This window comes from Microbacterium sp. Cr-K20, assembly GCF_000708325.1.
Taxonomy (GTDB): Bacteria; Actinomycetota; Actinomycetes; order Actinomycetales; family Microbacteriaceae; genus Microbacterium.
This window is the reverse complement of the sequence record NZ_JARE01000050.1, coordinates 316,758-335,394: the sequence shown is the minus strand read 5'-3', so window position 1 is coordinate 335,394 and position 18,637 is coordinate 316,758. Positions and strand designations below refer to the sequence as shown.

Here is an 18,637-nt window from a genome sequence, read left to right as displayed (position 1 = left end):
TGGCTGTCGAACCCGCGGGAACACTCGGGAACGTAACGATCAAGCCGTCACTCCGGCGGAGCAGATGTGCGACCCCGACTGCCGGCGCCGTAACTGGGGCAGTGCTAGTGAGCGCTGCAGACGTCGCCAAGAACATCGCAGCACCTCCCGTCGCCGGCACCCGAACAGCGGGCAACGTGACCTTGCCGCTCGCGTCGGTCGTTCCGGTGTACGTCGTGGACCCGTCGGCAAACGTGTAGCCGTCGGAGAGCGTGACGGTGACCGGCTTGCCGGCATCCGGCGCACCGGACGAGTTCGTGAGGGTGGCCTGGACGTTCGTGATCTCCGTGCAAGCGGTACCGGCATAGGCAGGGAGCGTGAAGCTGAGGGCGCCGTCCCCCGAGGCTGCAGCGAGCGGCGTGGCAACGGCGGCCGCGATCACGGGGATGCTCCACGCGGCACCCTGAACCACGACACGACGGGAGAAGCCCGCTTTCGTCGTCGCCTGAATGTCGTCGCTCGTGGATTCGGAGGGTGATTCATTCACAGCGCTGGTTGCCTTTCGTCGCAGATTCGGGTGCTGCTCCATCGCGGCTTTCCAGCGGCGGGTGCTGAAGCAGTGTCAGTTTCTCGACAGGACATTCCCGACTGAAGAGCGCGGGCCGCATCTGCGACAAAGAGGTTCCTCGTGACAGAAAATGTTCCGTCGAGGCTTGCCTTCGGGCACGCCGAGCCGCGAGGCAGCGACGAGCGTGGGAGCGGTCAGTTCCCGCGGGGCGCGCGATGTCCCGCCCTCGTGAGCGCACGTCGCATCGTGACGACGGAGGTGAATCCGGACTCGGCGGCGATGTCCGCCATCGAGGAAACGCGCTCCCCGTCGTCCAATGCGAGACGACGCAGACCCTCCGCGACGCGATGACGCTCGATCTCTCTCCGCGGGCTCATGCCCATCGGCTGATAGGCGCGATGCAGCGAACTGGCACTCACGGCGAGGTCTCGGCATAGCACCCCGACGGTCAGGGCGGGGTCGCGAAACCGCTCGGAGATGAGCGTCTGCGCGGCGAGGAACAGGCCATCTCGGTGAACAGGATCGGTGCGGGACCGGGACGAATGCTCATAGGCCGCAGCGGCGGCCAGATGCTCCATCGCGATCCGCGAGTGGATGGAGGGCTTCACCCCGGCCCGGTTCGCGTCGAGCGAGGTGTTGGCCACAGAGGTCATGGCGAGGAGGGACTCTCGCGTGATCGACCGCGGCTCACCCAACAGTCGGCGATATTCTCGCCCCCGCAGGATGCTGTCGCGGAAGAACCAGCCGTAGCGCGCCCACGGCTTCGGCGAATGTGCATGGAGTTCAGAGTCGCCGTCGAGCAGGATGATCTGTCCCGCCTCGATCTGCACTTTGCTGCCGTCCACCGTCACCTCGGCGGTTCCCTCCACGATTGCCGCCACGTGGACGATCCCCGCGCGGCTGAGGAGCGCGGTGCTCATCCCTCCACTCCACAGCCGCGCGAACCCGAAGTCATCGGTGGCCGTCTCGTCGTACTCGTAGACCTGCGGTCGAGCGTCGTAACTCCACCCGTGCCTGAGGCTCTGGTTCAGCACCTCCACCTCGACCGCCGGTGTCAGTTCGTATAGATCACGTCGACCGCGTGGATCTCACCGGTGAAGGCGAAGGGCGCACGGTCGAAGTAGTCGAGCGAGACGGAACCACCCAGGCAGACGCCGATGTCGAGACAGTCATTGGCGGTGAACAGCAGCGGAACGCTGACGGGCACGGTGCCCGTCGCTATCTGCCGGCCGTCGAGCGAGATGTCGATGCGCAGCGGTCCGGCCGGCCGCGCTTCGACGTAGCCGGTCTCCACGACGATCTCCGCGCGCCCCACGGGTAAGCGCTCTGCGGACCGGATCTTGGTGCGGTGCACGATGAACGTGTTGTACTCGTAGCAGAGGTAGCCGTCGTCCAGGTAGCACGTGAGGCCTCCTCCGGCGCCGCCCAGCGCGTAGAGCACTCCCTCGGCGTTCTCCGGCAGCGATGCGTCGATCGTCACCCTGTTCGCGCGGTTCCCGAGCGCCGGTGCGATGAACTCCGGCATCCGTCGCAGGTCGCCGGTGAAGCTCCAGCTCCGGTACGGCGTCGAGATGCGGAACTCGGGGTGGTAGATCGGCACCCAGAGGCCACCGCCGACCGGATAGACGCTGTTCTTCGCCGCCTCGATCGCGAACAGCTCCTTGAGCTGGGCGAGCTTGTCGGGGTGCGCGTCTGCGAGGTCATGAGTCTGCGTCCAGTCCTCGTCGAGGTGATACAGCTCCCAGGCATCGTGGTCTGGGCTCCAGTCGGCGATCCCCTCCGGCAGTCCGGGAACCCAGGGGGCTCGGGGACCGAAGGCCGACGCCATCCACCCGTCGTGATAGATGGCCCGGCTGCCGAGGATCTCGAAGTACTGGGTGACGTGTGTCTCCTCGGCCTCCGGATCCGTGAGCGCCGCGGCGAAGCTGGATCCGTCGATCGGATCCTGGTGCACGCCGCGGACCTCGCGAGGCGGAGTGATCCCGATCAGGTCGTAGAGGGTGGGGACCACATCCGTGCAGTGCACGAACTGCGCCCGCGGCGTGGAGTCCGGGGTGATCCGCGCCGGCCAGCGCACCGCCAACGGATTGCGTGTGCCACCGAGGTGGGAGGCGAGCAGCTTCATACCCTTGTACGGGGTGCTGCCCGCCCAAGCCCATCCCGCGTGGTACATGTTGTCGGCCTTGGCTGTGCCGAGAGCGTCCAGGCCGCCCATCTCGTTCATCGCCTGGATGTGCATCTGCACGGTCGACGGGATGCCGTTCTGGGCGAGCAGTTCGCTGATCGTGCCGTTCTGCCCCTCACCGGACGACCCGTTGTCTCCCCAGATGTACATGATCAGTGTGTTGTCCCCGTATCCGAGCGCCTCGATCTCGTCGATGACGCGTCCCGCCTGCACGTCGGCGTGCTCGCCGAAACCGGCGGCGATCTCCATCAACCGGGTCTGGAACTCCCGTTCGTCTTCGGGGATGTCATCCCACGCGGGCATCCGCGCGTCCCGCTCGGTCAGCTCCGCCGATTCGGGGATCCAGTTCTTCTCCTTGGCACGCGCGAAGACCCGCTCGCGGTATTCGTCCCAGCCACCGTCGAATCGTCCCGAGTACTTGTCCGCCCACTCCTTCATGATGTGATGCGGGCCGTGCATCGCGCCGGACGCCCAGTAGAGGAAGAACGGCTTGTCCGGAGCCAGCGCCTTGTGGTCGCGGAGCCAGCCGATGGCATCGTCGGCGAGATCCTCACTGAGGTGGTATCCCTCGGCGGCGGTCTTCGGCGGCAGGACGCTCGTGGTGTTCCTCACGAGGTGGGGCTCGTACTGCGACGCTTCACCCGCGAGGAAGCCGTAGAAGTACTCGAATCCGATGCTGGAGGGCCAGTTGTGGAACGGCCCGGTGGCTCCCGTCTCGATCGCGGGGGTGTTGTGCCATTTGCCGAATGCGGCGGTCGAGTACCCGTAGTCCTTCAACACCTCGGCGCCGAGCGCACTGGAGCGCGGGATCTCGCCCGCGTACCCATCCCAGTCGTTCGCCAGCTCGGCGATCTGTCCGTTCCCGATCCGATGGTGATTGCGACCGGAGAGCAGAGACGCCCGCGTCGGCGAACACATCGCGGTCGTGTGGAACCTGTTGAAGCCGATTCCCTCGTCGATCACGCGGGACAGTGTGTCGGTGCGCACCTCACCGCCGAAGGTGTCCGGAAGCCCAGGTCCGGCATCGTCGATCAGGACGATGAGGATGTTCGGCGCGTCATCGGGAAGCCGCGACGGAGCCGCCCTCTGGCCGTACACCGATTCCTGCATCGTGCGACCCGCGATGCTCGCGGACGGGGTCGGCGGGAACGGGAGGACGTCTTGCGGGTTCATGAGGAGTACCTTTCGGGGGTCGACGGCTGCGCCTCGCCGTCATGGAGGACGAGACGCCGACGCAGCGCGACGAGATCAGCGGGGTCGAGACCGAGCCCATCCACGGCGTAGCCCTCGATCCCTCCGAACCTCGTGTGCGCCTCGTCGATCGCTGCGTCGAGATACTCAGCACGCACGCCGAGGACGGGAAGGAGCAATCTCGTGTCCACTCCCTTCGCCGCGGCGGCCGCGAGAAGCGGCTGCAGAGCGGGCAGCAGGTCGGTGTTGGTCTCGAGATAGTCGGCACGCACGTCGCCCTCGCTGACGCCGAGCAGCAGAAGCAGCGAAGCCGCCGCCCACCCCGTGCGATCCTTGCCCGTCGTGCAGTGGAACAGCGCCCCACCGCGACGAGCCGGATCGATGAGGTCGAGGTAGAACGCCCGGTAGGCCGCGAGTGCGGACGGGAGACTCACGATGTTCCGGTAGGAATCCCGCATCAGCTCGACGCCGCGCCCGTCTCCGAGCGTCGCAGCGAGCCCGACCGGGTCACTGGCGAGTTGGCCGACGCCCGCCGCGACATCCGTGGTGCTGTCGGCCAGCACATCCAGCCCGACGAGCCGCACGCCGTCGGGCAACCGATCGGGTGACGCGCCGCGCTCGCCGACCGTACGGAGGTCATAGACGGTCGTGATGCCCAGCCCGAGGAAGGCCTCGACGTCATCGCCTTCCAGCCGAGCGAGTGTGGCCGAGCGATAGACGGCACCGGACCGGAGGACTCCCCCGGCTGCGCGCAGCCCGCCGAGATCACGCAGGTTCGGGGCGCTGCGCAGGGGAATGCGGCGGGTGATCGGAATGCTCATCGACTCTTCTCCTGTTCTTCGACCGTCGTCAACGTTCGTCGGTCGGAATCGGCTCAGGCCGTGGCGGGACCCAGCTGCCATCGAGGACCGACTGCTGCGGACGATAGAGCCGCAGTGTGTAGTTCCAACCCGGCATGATGGGCAACGCGTTCGAGTGGCCCACCGGGTCGGCGCCGAAGTGGATGGTCACTCCGCCGTCGTCGTCTGCGACCGCCGTCAGACTGTTGATGCTGTTCACCCCGAGAGTGTTCTGCTCGAAGTAGCCGGCGGCGTTGTAGAGCGACACCGACCAGAAAGCGTCGACCGGCACGTCTTCGAGTCGCAGCCGGTAGTCAGCCACCGGCAGCCCCTCATCGATGCTGATGTAGGTGGCCTCATATTCGGGAAGGCCGCCCCAGCCGCCGGCGGTGCCGAGCAGATGCATGACCGGATCGACCTCCGCCGGCGTTCCGAAGGCGTGGTCGTAGGTGGCGACGCCGCGTCCAGGGTGAGGAGCGCGTCGCGGGTCTCTGCTTGCGACGCTTCGTCGTACTCCGGCAGCGGGAACGCCCCCACGCCGCCACCCTCCAAGACGATCGCATCCTGGAGACGGTTCACTTCCAGGACGTCGATGGCATCGTTCGGGTCGACCAGGATGCGCACCAGGATCACCGCGTAGTCGGTCCCGATCGCGTCGCGGGTGAGCACGTGGGGACCGGCATCCCGCAGCAACAGTGGACCGTAGTGGTCCTGACTCACGACGAACGCGGAGATGTAGCGACCCGCGGTGTCCGGCAGCGTGAGGGTGACATCTTCGCGCACATCGATGACGGCGCTGCTGTAGAGGGTGTCACGGTTCTGTCGGATGATCGGCTGATCATCGAGAGGCTTCAGGCCGCGGCTGTGATTCCACGCGCCGAGTCCGACCCCGGCCGCGAGGCGGGAGAACATGAGGTCGGACTCGGCGCGAGCGAAATTGCGAACGGTCACTTTCGTTGCGGGCATGAGGTTCTCTGCTATCGGTGTCAACGGATCAGGCGAGAGCCTTGGCCTTGAGCCGGTCGAACTCCTCGGAGCTGATCGCGCCCGCATCACGGAGTCGGGCCGCGGCCTCGATCTCCTCGGTCGCCGTCTTGCCTGCGACCTCCCGGATGTAGGACTCGGTCGCCTCCGCCGATTCACGCGCCGCCCTGCTGCTCCGCTCGGCCATCCCCTGGCCGCGCGCGATGAGGTAGACCAGGACGGTCAGGAACGGCAGGAAGATCAGGAAGACGACCCACACCGCCTTCCACCACCCGTTCAGGCCGCGATCGCGGAACAGGTCCGCGATGATGGCGAAGAGCGCGAACAGGTAGCCGATGAAGACGGTCGCCCACAGCATCCAGCCGAGCGTTTCCCAGAAGAGCATGTCTGTTGATTCCGTTCTCCCGCCGGAGCGCATTCGCGTCCCGCGAGGATGAAGAGCAGTGTCGGGTGCCCGTTCTGCGGTCTGGCCGAAGACACGAGCGTCGCTGAAATTCTGGCCAGTCCCGCCCCCTCGGAATGCGCTTCTCATCCGCGCCGGATGAGAGCCGGAGTCATCCGCCGCCCCCGCCTCTCCCGGCGCCGATATCGTTGACGCGTGATCGACGCCGTCCGCGAGGACATCTCCCCCACTGATCCGGAGCTCGCCCGTACGGCTCTGCGCCGGAACTGGCTCCGCCTCATCCTCGAGTCCCGGACCCGCGAACTCGAGCAGCTCTGTCTCGCTCAGCCGGATCCGCACGACGCGCACGTTCTCCTGATCCGCGCGTGCTGCCGCGACCTGCTCGGCGACTCGCACGGTGCGACATTCCTGCGCGGTCAGGGGTTGAGCGTCGCCGCAGAGGACTTCGTCGTCTGCTTCACCGAGCTTCTTCTCGCGACGGATGCTTCTGCCAAGGCCGTCGCCGCGGACCGTGCCCGGGACGCCCTCACCCGATGCGGCCCGGAGGACGACTATCCCTCCGCGCTCTTCCTGCTGGGGTGGACCGAGGTCCGACTCCGGCGGGACCTCGGCGAGGCCATCGCACTGCTCCGCTCCGCAGCGGACGAGGCGCGTCTGCACGACCGAGACGAGACCTTCCGGCTCGCCCAGTCGAACCTCGCCTTCGCGCTGACCCACGCCGGGCTCTTCACAGAGGCCGAGCAGACCCTCGATGCGCTCCCGGTCGCGGCGGCACCGTCCGATTGGGACGTCTTCGAAGGCGGTCTCCCCCAGGCGAATCGTGGAACCATCGCCTACTGGCGCGGGGACTACGACGAGGCGATCCGCCACCTGGATCCTGCGGTCGCCGATACCGCTCCCGGCCACAACTTCGAAGCCCTCGCCCGCCTCTACCTGGTGATGAGCCTCGTCGCGTTGAAGCGTGACGACCGCTACTACGCGGCATCCGAGCTGGTCCGTGGCGTGAGCAGGGCCGACAAGCACGGCATTCCGTGGGACACGCTACGGCGTGTGGTTTCCGCGCTGCTCGCGCATGCGGAGGGGCATGACCAGCGCGCGCGAACCATCGCGGCGCCCGCGCTCACACGACCCGGTGCCGCGGTGGCGCACGCAGTGCTCGCCGAGCTCTATCGGGTCCTCGATGAGCCAGCGCTCGCGGCTCAGGCGCTGCGGTTGGCGTCGGCCGGCGCCCTGCCCCGGTACGCACGTGTGAGCACACTGATCACCTCCGCCGCGCTGCGGTCTGCGGCCGGTCGCGGGCCGGAAGCACACGAGTTCCTGGACCGAGCGCTGGAGGCCGCCTCCTCGGAGCGGATCCTCGCCCCGTTCCTGTCGGACGACCCATTGATCGGTGACCTCCTCAGCGCACACGCGCATCGGGGATCACGTCATGATCCCTTCCTCGCCGTCGTCCTGGAGCGACGAGGACAACTGTCGCGACGCCTCGCCGGCGTGCTCACGCCGCGGGAGAGCGAGGTTCTCGGGTGCCTGCGCACGACGATGACGGCCGAGGAGATCGCCGCGCACCTCGGTGTGGCCTACCCGACCGTCAAGACGCACATCCGCTCGGTCTACCGGAAGCTCGGTGTGACCACCCGACGCGAGGCCGTGCGCTCGACGCTTGCCCGATGATGTGCACAGCCCGGTGGGAGAAGACGCGCACGACGACGAAGCGCCCGCCGGTCATCCCGGCGGGCGCTTCTCCGATCACAACGTCGATACGCGGTGGTTACGGCACCTTCGAGCCGGAGGTCTTCTCGCTGAGGAAGTCCGACGAGAGCGTGGTGTTCACGTACGTGTCGACGAGCGCACCCCCCGCGGACGGCAGGAGCCAGAGCACCGGCAGCTGCACGAGGTTCTCCGCGCCGTTCAGCACACCGCTGTAGGTGTAGGTCACGCTCCCCGAGGTGCCGTCGGCCGGAAGCGATCCGACGCGGGTCCATCCGTGGAGGTTCTGCTCCTGGATGCGGTAGCTGCCCGGGTTGGTCACGCCGTTACCGGCACCCCACGCGACGGTGACGGTGGCGGTCCCCGACGTGAACTTGCCCGCCGGCTCCATGTCGCCGGTGGTGCCGTCGAAAGCGTTGAAGCCGAGGGTCTGCCCCGTGTTCACCTGCACGCGGTTCGGCTGCGTGGCCGTCCAGGTCTGGACCGAGGTGCCGCCCTGCCACGACGAGAGCCCCCCTCCAGGGGCCGGCTGCGGCTGGGGGTCGGGCGTGTTCTCGCTCGCGGCGGCGAGCGGGGTGGCGACGGCTACCGCGATGACCGGTGCCGACCAGGCCGCCGCCTTGATCACGGTGCGGCGGTCGAAGCCGGTACCGCGCTGGTTCTCGTTCTCATTCATCTCGATGTTCTCCTTGGGGGTAGGCACCGTCCACTCGGGCGACCGGTGTCACGGCGTCTCGCCGCGTGGCACTGGCCACGCGGAGCTTCGACGCATCGGCACACTCGCTGAACCCGTGTGGATCGCGCGGCGGGTTCCGCGCTCGTGCGGCAGCCGCGAATGGGAGTACGGCCGGCCATCCGTCATGCTGGCAGCGGGGACGAACGGCACTTCCCGTCCGGCACGCACATGTCGCTTTCCCGACCAGGGGTGTCGCGCTGGGTATGACGCGCACCGCCGACGGGGGTCACCCCTCTCGTCGCCGTCGGACCTCCGACGGGGCACGCCGCCCCTCCTGCGCCATCGCCCGCGCCAGGCTCGACCCGCCGGAGAGGCCTGAGTACCGACCGATCTCCTCGATGCTCAGGCGGTCGTACGCGGGATCCGTGAGCAGACCGATCGCATGCTCGACGCGCGATCGGCGGATCTCCCGTTCCACCGTCGTACCCTGTGCCCGGAACGCACGTTGCAGCTGACGCAGGGAAAGCCGGAGCTGCTCGGCGACGCCGCGCGGCGACAGCACAGGATCTGACGCCTGCGCGGTGATCAGGTTCAGGGCATCGCGATGATGATCGGGCGGAAGGCCGGCCGCCGCGGCACGGGTGGCCTCGACGGCCACACCCAGCACCATCTCCTGCAGGAGACGCTCGAGGTAGTAGCTCCCGAAGGTGCTCACCGGATCGGCGTCCACGACGGCCGCCCGCTCGGCGAACGCGACCGCCGGGTCAAGCAGTGACGTCGACGGTGACACGGGCCGGATCTCGCCCGGCGTCGGCGCCGCGAACCCGGCGAGCACCTCCGCGGGCAGGACGATCGAGAGCAGACGCAGTCGCTTCAGCGGCGAAGTCAGAACGGTCGCATCGTGGTTGAGCAGAAAAGCATCGTTCTCCGCCAGTCGCACCGTTCCGGACGGGGAGCCGATGTCGATGCTGCCGGAGCGGACACTGTGCAGTCCGATCAGTCCCGGCACGCGGTCGAGCCTCGAACGCGCGTCATCGCGCCCCGCCACGAACTCGCGGATGCGCACGCTCCCGAACATGGCCAGCGTGCGCGCTCTCGTCACGGGCACGACACGACTCCCGATCGCGCTCGACAGACGCCCAGCGCCGGGAAGGGCGACGGGCGGTTCTCTCCGGCCACCTCAGCGGCGTCGCGAGAGAGTCAGCGTGTGCTTCCCCCTGAGCGCACGTGGCGCGTCGGGTTCGAACGTCGACGACCGGTCGACTTCTCTCGGTGAAACGCGTCCCCACAGCACAATGAAACCCTCCCCATGCGGTTCCCCACCGCAGCCCGGCCCCCCGGGTACGGGGCCCTCGATCCCACCATATCGGTCCGGCAGCCGTGCCGAGGCGACCGACTACGCCGCCGCGCGGACTCTGCGCTTGACCGCCGGGCACACGAATGATCAACTGGTGAGTCTGACCATCGACCGGGGGAACCATGCGCCGTAGAAGAGTGATCGCGAAGGCCGAACCGCGCACACCTGTGGAAGCCGCGCCGTCACAGCCGTCGAACGCGGTGGCCGCATATGCGCGCACGAACCCGTTCATGTTCGGTCTGCTCGGTGCGCTCGGGGTGCTGGTCGCGTTGGCGGTCGGCAGCATCATCGGTCAGCTCGCGACCGTGCTCGTCTACATCGGCGTGGCGATCTTCCTCGCCCTCGGACTGGACCCGATCGTCACGTTCATCGAGAAGAAACTCCCGCGCCCGGCCGCTGTCACCATCGTCGTCGCCGGTGTGGTCCTCGCCTTCGCGGGAATCATCCTCGCCATCGTCCCGATCCTCGTCGAGCAGATCAGCAACCTGATCAAGGACGGCCCGCAGATGGTCGAGGACTTCATGGCCAGCGCCTGGTACAAAGACGTCAGCGGCCAGTTCGGCTCGAGCATCCAGGATGCCGTCCAGGGCATCCTCGATTTCGTCGGAGACCCGGACAACTTCCTCGACATCGGCGGCGGCGTGTTCGCGGTCGGCGCGGGGATCGCCGGTGGGTTCACCGGCATCACGATCGTCCTGATCCTGACGCTGTACTTCATGGCGTCCCTGCGGAGCATGAAGCATGTGGCCGCGCGCTTCGTCCCCGCCTACCAGCGGGGAACCTTCAGCGGCCTGCTCGAAGACGTCTCCGGCGCTGTCGGGCGCTATGTGATCGGCCAGGCCAGCCTGGCGCTCATCAACGGCGTCCTGAGCCTGATCTTCCTCAGCATCATCGGGGCGCCGGTCCCCGCGCTGCTCGCCCTCATCGCCTTCATCGGATCCATGATCCCTTTGGTGGGAACGCTGACGGCATCGATCATCAACTCGCTGATCTGCCTCTTCGTCTCGCCGCTGACCGCACTGATCGCGATCATCTACTACCTGATCTACATGCAGATCGAGGCATATGTGCTCTCGCCGCGCATCATGAGCAAGGCCGTCGCGGTTCCCGGGGCGCTCGTGGTCATCGCCGCGGTCGCCGGTGGCGCATTGGGCGGCATCCTCGGAGCGCTCGTCGCCATCCCGGTCGCCGCGAGCATCATCATCATCGTGCAGAAGGTGACGTTCCCCGCTCAGGACCGGAAGATCGTGCCCCCGGTCACCGCCGTCTGACCCGCGCAGTCCACCGACCGAACACCTTTCAGCGTACGAGCAGAGCGCCGGCTTCCACGCGCACCTCGAATGCGGAGATCTCGCCCATCTCCTCGCCGTCGATCTCGAACATGAGAGGCGTCTCCAGCTGCACGGAGATGTTCTCGACGGGCAGGTGGCGCGCAGAATCGGTGCTGACCGCCTCATCGGTCGCCCCGAAGATCCGCCGGATGCCGTTGTCCCAGACGAAGGAGCGCAGGGTGTCCAACCACTGCAGGGCGCCGTCGGCACTGATCATGAGCACATCGAGCTTGCCGTCGTCGAGAACGGCATCGGGGAGCAGACGGATGCCACCCTGCACCATTCCGCAGTTGCCGATGAGCATGGTGTGCCCACGCACCGCCACGGCCTTCTCCCCGTCGATGGCGAGGGTGATGTCGGTCATCTCGGTCCCGGCCAGGGCACGACCCATCGCCTCGACGTAGGCCAGCCAGCCGGCCTTCGACTTGAGGTCGTCGTCTGTTTCGACCAGCATCTGCGCGTCGATCCCGAACCCGACCATGACGGCGAACGCGTGCTCGGTGCCGTCGTATGACACCCAACCGAGATCGATGCGACGCGGCTCCGCGTCCCGAACCCTCTGGAGGGCTGCGGCGACGTTGTTCAGCGGCACTTCGAGATTGCGGGCGAGGAGGTTGCCGGTGCCCTGCGGAACGATCCCGAGGGCGGTCTCCGAACCCGCCAGCGACTCGGCGACCGCACGAACAGTGCCGTCTCCCCCGACGGCGATCACGATGCCCCGGCCGTCTTCACGAGCCTCCCGGGCCATGCCGCGGCCCGGGTCCTCCGGCGTCGTCTCCCACCAACGGATGTCGTACTGCTCGTCGAACACGTCGCTCACCGCGTCCTGCAGAACGTTCTGATCGACCTTCGAGGGATTCCAGACGATTCCGATGCGCGTAGGGGTCATATCGTCAGCTTGGGACACGTCGCCCGATACTGCAAACCGAGGCGGTGGTTATCCGTAGAACAGCTCCTCGAAGGTCTTGCGCGCGCGTCGGGTGACGCCGAGGTAGTCCTCCTCGAGCTCGGTCGCCGAACGCTCGGGGTATCCCAGCAGGCTGCCGATCGCATCCAGCTGGCGCCGATCGGCGGGGAGCAGATCGCTCGTCTGCCCGGTGAGGAGTGTGATCGCCGAGCGTAGCCGACTCGACAGGCGCCACGCCTCCCGTAACCGCTCGGCGTCGCCCTCCTCCACGAGGTCGGCTGCGACGGCGGCGTCCAGCGCACCGAGTGTCGCTGTGGTCCGCAGGCCGGGGATCGCGTGCGCATGCTGCAGCTGCAGCAGCTGCACCAGCCACTCGACGTCGCTGAGCGTGCCGGGGCCGAGCTTCAGATGTCGCCGCGGATCAGCGCCCTGCGGCAGCCGCTCCCCCTCGACCCTGGCCTTGATGCGCTTGATCTCACGCGTTCCCTGGAGGTCGACCGATTCCGGGTAGCGGATCGTGTCCGCGAGGGCCGTGAACCGCTCGATGAGCTTCGCACTCCCCGCCACCCCCCGCGCGCGCAGGAGCGCCTGCGCCTCCCAGGAGAGCGACCAGCGCCGGTAGTACTCGGCGTACGCGGCGATCGATCGCACGACCGGTCCGTTCCGCCCCTCCGGTCGGAGGTCGGCGTCGAGATCGAGTGGGAGCCTGTGATCGGTCAGGTGCTCGCGGAGTCCTGCCACGATCTGCGTGGCGAGCTTCTGCGCCCGTTGCGAGTCGACCCCGTTCGCGTCGTACACGTAGAGGATGTCGGCGTCCGACCCGAAACCGAGTTCGGCACCTCCGAAACGCCCCATGGCGATGACGGCGAAGTCGAGCTCTGCGGCGTCATCGGGAACCACCTCCCGGATGACGGCGCGCAGGGCCGCCTGGATGGTCGCCTCGGTGATCTCCGTGAGCGCGACAGCCACCTCTTCGATCGTCAGCACGCCGAGGACGGCGCCCATCGCGGTCCGCAGCAGCTCCCGACGGCGCAGAGCCCGCACCGCTCGAAGGGCGTCGCCGATGGTCTCGTGACGGGTCTGGATCGCGCGCGCCTCTTCGTCGAGCGCCGCCGCACCGCGCGGACGCAGCCGTTCGGTGCTGTCGAGCCAGGCCACGGATTCCGGGATCCACTCCAGCAGCTCCCCGACGTAGCGTGACGAGGACAGCAGTCGTGTGAGGCTCTCGGCAGCACCCGACGAGTCCCGCAGCATCCGAAGGAACCACGGGGTGTCGCCGAGGCGTTCGCTGATGCGACGGAACGCGAGAAGCGCGTAATCGGGGTCGCTTCCGTCGGCGAACCACCGCACCATGATCGGCATCAGCGCCCGCTGGATCGTCACCTTGCGGCTGAGCCCGGTCGTGAGTGCACCGATGTGCCGCAGGGCGCCCGCGGGGTCGCGGAACCCGATGGCCGCCAAGCGGTCATGCGCCTGCGCCGTGGAGAGTGTGCGTTCCTCCTCGGGAAGACCGGCCACCGCGCTCAGAAGCGGGCGGTAGAACAGCCGAGTGTGGATCTCGCGCACTTCGCGGCGCACAGCCTCCCATCGCGTCCATACACCGTCGCCGCTCTCGGCGAGTGCCGTGCTGCGCGCCAGTACGCGCAGACCGGCGGGAGTCCGAGGAAGCAGATGCGTGCGGCTCAGTTCGCGCAGCTGCAGGCGGTGCTCCATGAGTCGCAGGATGCGGTAGTCGTCGGCGAACGTCGCGGCATCCGCTCGTCCGATGTACCCGCCGGTGACGAGGGCGTCGAGACTCTCGAGCGTGCCGCGCGTGCGGATCGACTCGTCCGTGAGGCCGTGGACCAGCTGCAGCAACTGCACGGTGAACTCGATATCGCGTAGACCGCCCGCTCCGAGCTTGAGCTGATATGGCGCGTCGTCCGGATCGATGTGCTCGGTCACGCGCTCGCGCATCCGCTGGACGCTCTCGACGAAATCCTCACGAGCGGCGCTGGACCAGATCTTCGGCTGCACCGCCTCGACGTACTCGGCGCCCAGGTCGGCGTCTCCGGCGAGAGGTCGTGCCTTCAGGAGTGCCTGGAACTCCCAGCTCTTGGCCCAGCGATCGTAGTAGGCGAGGTGCGAGGCGAGCGAACGCACGAGGGCACCCTGCTTGCCCTCGGGCCGCAGGTTGGCGTCGACCTCCCACAGCGGGGGCTCCACCTCGATGCTGTCGAGACCGCGCATCGTCTCGCGGGCCAGCCGCGTCGCGATGTCGATCGCGCGGGCCTCCGTCACGACCTCCTCGTCGCTGGTGCCGCCCACGAAGATCACGTCCACGTCGCTGACGTAGTTGAGCTCGCGGGCGCCCGCCTTTCCCATGCCGATGATCGAGAGCCGCGTCGCCGCTACCTGCTCCCGCGGGGTGGTCTCACTGAGACGCGCGCGTGCGATCGCGAGCGAGGCCTCCAAGGCCGCTCCGGCGGCGTCCGACAGTGCGGCGGACACCGCGGCAACCACCGTCTTCGGCTCGGGGTGGGTCAGGTCATAGGCGGCGATGGCGGCGAGGCTGCGTCGGTACGCGACACGCACGGCCACGACCGCGGCATCGTCCGCTGACGTCGCGAAGCCATCTCGGGCGCCGACCGATGCCAGCAGCTGCGTCCGGAGCGACTCCGGCGACGGCAACGCGTCGAGGGCCTCCCCCAGCACCGAGAGCTGATCGGGATGGCGGAGGAAGAAGTCGGCCAGCCCTTCCGAGGCACCGAAGACCCGCCACACGCGGTGACGCGTCTCAGCGATGTCGAGCAGGCCCTTCAGGGGTCCGGGGTCCCGTCGCGCGACACGGACCATTCCCCGCACCGCGGCGTCGGGGTCGGCAGCATCCGCTCCTTCGAGAAGTGACGATCGCGAGATTCCGAGAACCGTCGCCAACTCGGACAGGGATGCCGCCGCCTCGCTCAACTCGGCGAAACCGAGCCTCGCCAGGGCGGAGAGGGAGACGGAGTCGTCCGGTCGGGCCATCGGCGCAGGTCAGAGCAGTTCGAGGTTGCTCTTCAGCTCGAACGGGGTGACCTGGCCACGATAGGCCTCCCATTCCTTGCGCTTGTTGAGCAGCACGTAGTTGAAGACCTGCTCCCCCAGCGTCTCGGCGACGAGTTCGGATGCCTCCATGTACTCCAGAGCGTGGTCGAGGCTCGCAGGAAGCGCCTCGTATCCCAGTGCACGCCGCTCGGCGTCGCTCAGGGACCACACGTTGTTCTCGGCCTCGGGCGGCAGCTCGTAGCCCTCCTCGATGCCCTTGAGTCCTGCCGCGAGCAGCAGCGCGTAGGCGAGGTACGGGTTCGAGGCGGAGTCGATGCCGCGGTACTCGACGCGCGACGACTGGCTCTTGTTCGGCTTGTACATCGGCACGCGGATGAGGGCCGAGCGGTTCGCATGCCCCCAGGTGACGAAGCTCGGCGCCTCGTCGCCTCCCCAGAGCCGCTTGTAGGAGTTCACGAACTGGTTCGTCACGGCGGAGATCTCGTTCGCGTGTCGGAGAAGACCCGCGATGAAGTGTCGGCCGGTCTTGGAGAGCTGGTACTTCGCGCCCTCCTCGTAAAAGGCGTTCTGATCACCCTCGAACAGCGACATGTGGGTGTGCATGCCGCTGCCGGGCTGATCGCTGAGCGGCTTCGGCATGAACGTCGCGTAGACGCCCTGCTCGATCGCCACCTCCTTGATCACCGTGCGGAAGGTCATGATGTTGTCGGCCGTGGTGAGGGCATCCGCGTAGCGGAGGTCGATCTCGTTCTGTCCGGGTCCACCCTCGTGGTGGCTGAACTCGACGGAGATGCCGAGGTCTTCGAGCATCCGCACCGAACGGCGACGGAAGTCGTGAGCGGTGCCACCGGGAACGTTGTCGAAGTAGCCGGCCGAATCGACGGGCACGGGACCGTCAGGTCCGAACGACGACGACTTGAGCAGGTAGAACTCGATCTCGGGGTGCGTGTAGAACGTGAAGCCGGCATCCGCGGCCTTCGCGAGGGTGCGCTTGAGCACGTGCCGCGGGTCGGCGACGGCCGGCTGTCCGTCGGGCGTCGTCAGGTCGCAGAACATGCGCGCCGTCGGATCGATCTCGCCGCGCCACGGCAGCGTCTGGAACGTCGTCGGATCCGGCTGCGCGAGCAGGTCCGACTCGTAGGTGCGCGTCAGCCCCTCGATCGCCGAACCGTCGAAACCGATGCCTTCCGCGAACGCCCCCTCGACCTCGGCCGGAGCGATCGCCACGGACTTGAGCGTGCCGATGACGTCGGTGAACCACAGCCGCACGAACTTGACGCCGCGCTCCTCGATCGTCCGGAGGACGAAATCCCTCTGCTTGTCCATGGTTACTCTGCGCCCTGGCCCTTTGCGTCGCCCGCGTTCTGCGAGCCCTTGGCGTCCCAGCCCTGCTCCACGGCTTCCTCTTCGGCCCAGGCGCGCGAACGCTCCTTGAGCACCTCGGGCGCGCGGCGGGCTTCGGCCTCCGTGTCGAAGGGCCCGATCCGGTCGATGGAGGGCGAGATCATGCCGAACTCGACCTCGCCGGTCTCGGAGTTGTACCAGTACTTGTGGTCACCGTCAGACATGCCTGTCCCTTCTTCACGTGATGTCATCGATCCTACTGGCGTGCACCGTGGTCGCTAAGCTATCGCCCATGGCAAAAGCGATCGGCGTCGACATCGGCGGCACGGGAATCAAAGCAGGAATCGTCGACCTCGAGCACGGAATCATGGCATCCGACCGGGTGCGGGTCCCCACCCCTGAAGGCGCATCGCCTCAGGATGTCCTGAACGCCGTGCAGACCGTTCTGAAGACCCTCGACGTGCACGACTCGACCCTCCCGCTCGGTGTCGCCTTCCCGGCCATCGTCAAGCGCGGCAAGACGCTCTCCGCGGCGAACGTGTCGAAGGAATGGATCGATTTCGATGCGGAGCGCTTCTTCCGCGACGGACTCGGCCGCAACATCGTGTTCGTGAACGACGCGGATGCCGCCGGCGTCGCCGAGGCCCGCCACGGCGCGGCCAGGGACGTGCGCGGCTTCACCTTGCTCACGACCCTGGGCACCGGCATCGGGTCCGCCTTCCTCTATGACGGCGTGCTGCTGCCTAACACCGAGCTGGGCCACCTCAACTTCGGTGAGTACGAGTCGGTCGAGACGTATGCCGCGACATCGGCACGCGAGCGCGAGGGCCTCAGCTGGGCCGCATGGGCGGAGCGCCTGCAGGCTTTCTACTCGCACATCGAGTTCCTGTTCAGCCCCGACCTGTTCGTTGTCGGCGGCGGCGTGTCGAAGAACGCCGGAGACTTCCTCCCGCTCCTCGACCTCAAGACCCCGATCGTGCCGGCCATCCATCGCAACAACTCCGGGATCATCGGCGCGGCGTCGCTCGCCGGCGACTGATCCTCACCCGCTCCTGAACCTCGAAGGCCCCGATGACTCTGCAGTCATCGGGGCCTTCGTCATGAGTCGGGCGGCGTGGACGAACCCGTCTCGACCGGTCAGCGGCGCTCCGTGCGAACCCCGAGGTGGGCGCGGGCAGCGATCGCGACGGAGGACTCCGGGTCGGCGGCCAGCGTCTGCAGCACCGATTCGACGTCGGGCCCGGGGATGCACGCGAGCATCCCGACCAGGCGCCGACGACCATCGGCGTCGGTCATCGCCATCACCGCCGTCGAAGCACGGACGAGCTCGCCCGTGAACCCTTCACGAGAGGCGAGCGCCTCCAGAGCGTCGCTCGCCTCCATGTCGAGCTCCCCCGCGGCCACCTGCGCGACCAGTGCGGCGACCACGGCGATGTCGCCCGACATACTCCCGACGATGTTCGCGCGAGCACGAACTCGCGGGTCCGCGTGCGTCGTCTGCCGGGCCACGGACGCCAGCGCTCGAGGCGTGCCGATCTTGAGGAGCGCCTCCAGCGCACGGTGTCGTCGCTGCGCGTGCGCTGAGGTGAGCTCCCTCGCGAGAACGGGAACCGCGGGGTCTCCGATCAACGCGAGGGACCAGAGGACCGCGCCGGCCACGTTCGGTTCATCCTCGCGGAGCAGAGCCTCGATGAGGACGGCCGTGTCGCGCTCGTCGCCCTTCTCGAGTGTCAGAGCCAACCTCTGTCGGCCGGACGCGCTCACGGAATCGAATCCACGAATGAGTGCGATGACACGAAGCGCATCGGCCACGTCGCGAGGATCGCTCGCGCGAATGCGATCCAGACGCGAGACGAGTTCGGTCGCGGCGCTCTGTTGGGCCCGCGCGCGCTCGACGAGGCGCTCGACGAGATCCGCCGATGCGAACGCCTCTGAGTCGAGTGCGTCGGCGACCTCCGCCAAGCTGAGGCCGAGCGATCGGAGACTCTCCACGTGGAGCAGCCGCTCGACATCCACTTCCGCGTACTGGCGATAGTGGCCGCTGGTGCGCGCCGTCGGCGAGACGAGACCGATGCGGTCGTAGTGGCGCAGCATGCGTGCACTCACCCCGCTTCGCCGAGCGACCTCGCCGATGAGCAT

General features: G+C 67.7%; 15 protein-coding genes and 2 pseudogenes. 3 read left to right on the top strand and 14 right to left on the bottom strand.

From position 1 onward, the window contains the following. The 7 genes and pseudogenes from GZ67_RS0112460 to GZ67_RS0112425 all read right to left on the bottom strand — a co-directional run. Positions 1–526, bottom strand: a pseudogene (locus GZ67_RS0112460) (hypothetical protein); the annotation flags it as partial. A gap of 215 nt (positions 527–741) precedes the next feature. Then, positions 742–1,581, bottom strand: a complete 840-nt coding sequence (locus GZ67_RS20195) for a helix-turn-helix domain-containing protein (RefSeq protein WP_136025714.1) — start codon at positions 1,579–1,581, stop codon at positions 742–744. 20 nt (positions 1,582–1,601) lie between these two features. Next, positions 1,602–3,905, bottom strand: a complete 2,304-nt coding sequence (locus GZ67_RS0112440; protein ID WP_029261813.1) for an arylsulfatase — start codon at positions 3,903–3,905, stop codon at positions 1,602–1,604. Further along, positions 3,902–4,744, bottom strand: a complete 843-nt coding sequence (locus GZ67_RS0112435; RefSeq protein ID WP_036303301.1) for a tyrosine-protein phosphatase — start codon at positions 4,742–4,744, stop codon at positions 3,902–3,904. Before GZ67_RS0112435 ends, GZ67_RS0112440 begins: the two co-directional genes overlap by 4 nt. Before the next feature lie 28 nt (positions 4,745–4,772). Then, positions 4,773–5,168, bottom strand: a complete 396-nt coding sequence (locus GZ67_RS20820; RefSeq protein WP_231481790.1) for a DUF1214 domain-containing protein — start codon at positions 5,166–5,168, stop codon at positions 4,773–4,775. A gap of 371 nt (positions 5,169–5,539) precedes the next feature. Beyond that, a pseudogene (locus tag GZ67_RS21230) lies at positions 5,540–5,674 on the bottom strand (carboxylesterase); the annotation flags it as partial. Between the two features lie 82 nt (positions 5,675–5,756). Further along, positions 5,757–6,131 carry an SHOCT domain-containing protein gene (locus tag GZ67_RS0112425; RefSeq protein ID WP_029261811.1) on the bottom strand — a complete coding sequence of 125 codons (375 nt, stop codon included), beginning with the start codon at positions 6,129–6,131 and terminating at the stop codon, positions 5,757–5,759. Between the two features lie 213 nt (positions 6,132–6,344). Between GZ67_RS0112425 and GZ67_RS0112420 the strand changes: the two genes are divergently transcribed. After that, positions 6,345–7,820, top strand: a complete 1,476-nt coding sequence (locus tag GZ67_RS0112420; RefSeq protein WP_051662510.1) for a LuxR C-terminal-related transcriptional regulator — start codon at positions 6,345–6,347, stop codon at positions 7,818–7,820. Positions 7,821–7,917: 97 nt separating this feature from the next. Here the strand turns inward: GZ67_RS0112420 and GZ67_RS0112415 are convergent, their stop codons facing one another. Beyond that, positions 7,918–8,532 (bottom strand): hypothetical protein, encoded by a 615-nt coding sequence (locus tag GZ67_RS0112415; RefSeq protein ID WP_029261809.1) that lies wholly within the window; start codon positions 8,530–8,532, stop codon positions 7,918–7,920. Between the two features lie 286 nt (positions 8,533–8,818). Further along, complete coding sequence (locus GZ67_RS20815; protein WP_197021036.1) at positions 8,819–9,640, bottom strand: helix-turn-helix domain-containing protein; 822 nt, start codon at positions 9,638–9,640, stop codon at positions 8,819–8,821. Positions 9,641–10,011: 371 nt separating this feature from the next. On the opposite strand from GZ67_RS20815, the gene GZ67_RS0112405 reads away from it, so the two are divergent. Then, positions 10,012–11,160 carry an AI-2E family transporter gene (locus GZ67_RS0112405; protein WP_029261807.1) on the top strand — a complete coding sequence of 383 codons (1,149 nt, stop codon included), beginning with the start codon at positions 10,012–10,014 and terminating at the stop codon, positions 11,158–11,160. A gap of 28 nt (positions 11,161–11,188) precedes the next feature. On the opposite strand, the gene GZ67_RS0112400 is transcribed toward GZ67_RS0112405, so the two are convergent. The 4 genes from GZ67_RS0112400 to GZ67_RS19800 are packed head-to-tail and all read right to left on the bottom strand — an operon-like array spanning position 11,189 to position 16,722. Continuing rightward, positions 11,189–12,109 (bottom strand): diacylglycerol/lipid kinase family protein, encoded by a 921-nt coding sequence (locus tag GZ67_RS0112400; protein WP_029261806.1) that lies wholly within the window; start codon positions 12,107–12,109, stop codon positions 11,189–11,191. 48 nt (positions 12,110–12,157) lie between these two features. Then, positions 12,158–15,133, bottom strand: coding sequence for a bifunctional [glutamine synthetase] adenylyltransferase/[glutamine synthetase]-adenylyl-L-tyrosine phosphorylase (locus GZ67_RS0112395; RefSeq protein ID WP_029261805.1), 2,976 nt, complete (start codon positions 15,131–15,133; stop codon positions 12,158–12,160). Positions 15,134–15,142: 9 nt separating this feature from the next. Beyond that, positions 15,143–16,480, bottom strand: a complete 1,338-nt coding sequence (glnA, locus tag GZ67_RS0112390; RefSeq protein WP_029261804.1) for a type I glutamate--ammonia ligase — start codon at positions 16,478–16,480, stop codon at positions 15,143–15,145. A 2-nt stretch (positions 16,481–16,482) separates the two neighbouring features. Then, on the bottom strand, positions 16,483–16,722 hold the full coding sequence (locus GZ67_RS19800) for a hypothetical protein (RefSeq protein ID WP_036303297.1): 240 nt from the start codon (positions 16,720–16,722) through the stop codon (positions 16,483–16,485). Between the two features lie 68 nt (positions 16,723–16,790). On the opposite strand from GZ67_RS19800, the gene ppgK reads away from it, so the two are divergent. Further along, entirely contained in the window at positions 16,791–17,537 is a 747-nt protein-coding gene (gene ppgK / locus GZ67_RS0112380; protein ID WP_029261802.1) for a polyphosphate--glucose phosphotransferase, read from the top strand. Between the two features lie 98 nt (positions 17,538–17,635). On the opposite strand, the gene GZ67_RS0112375 is transcribed toward ppgK, so the two are convergent. After that, entirely contained in the window at positions 17,636–18,637 is a 1,002-nt protein-coding gene (locus tag GZ67_RS0112375; protein ID WP_029261801.1) for a MerR family transcriptional regulator, read from the bottom strand.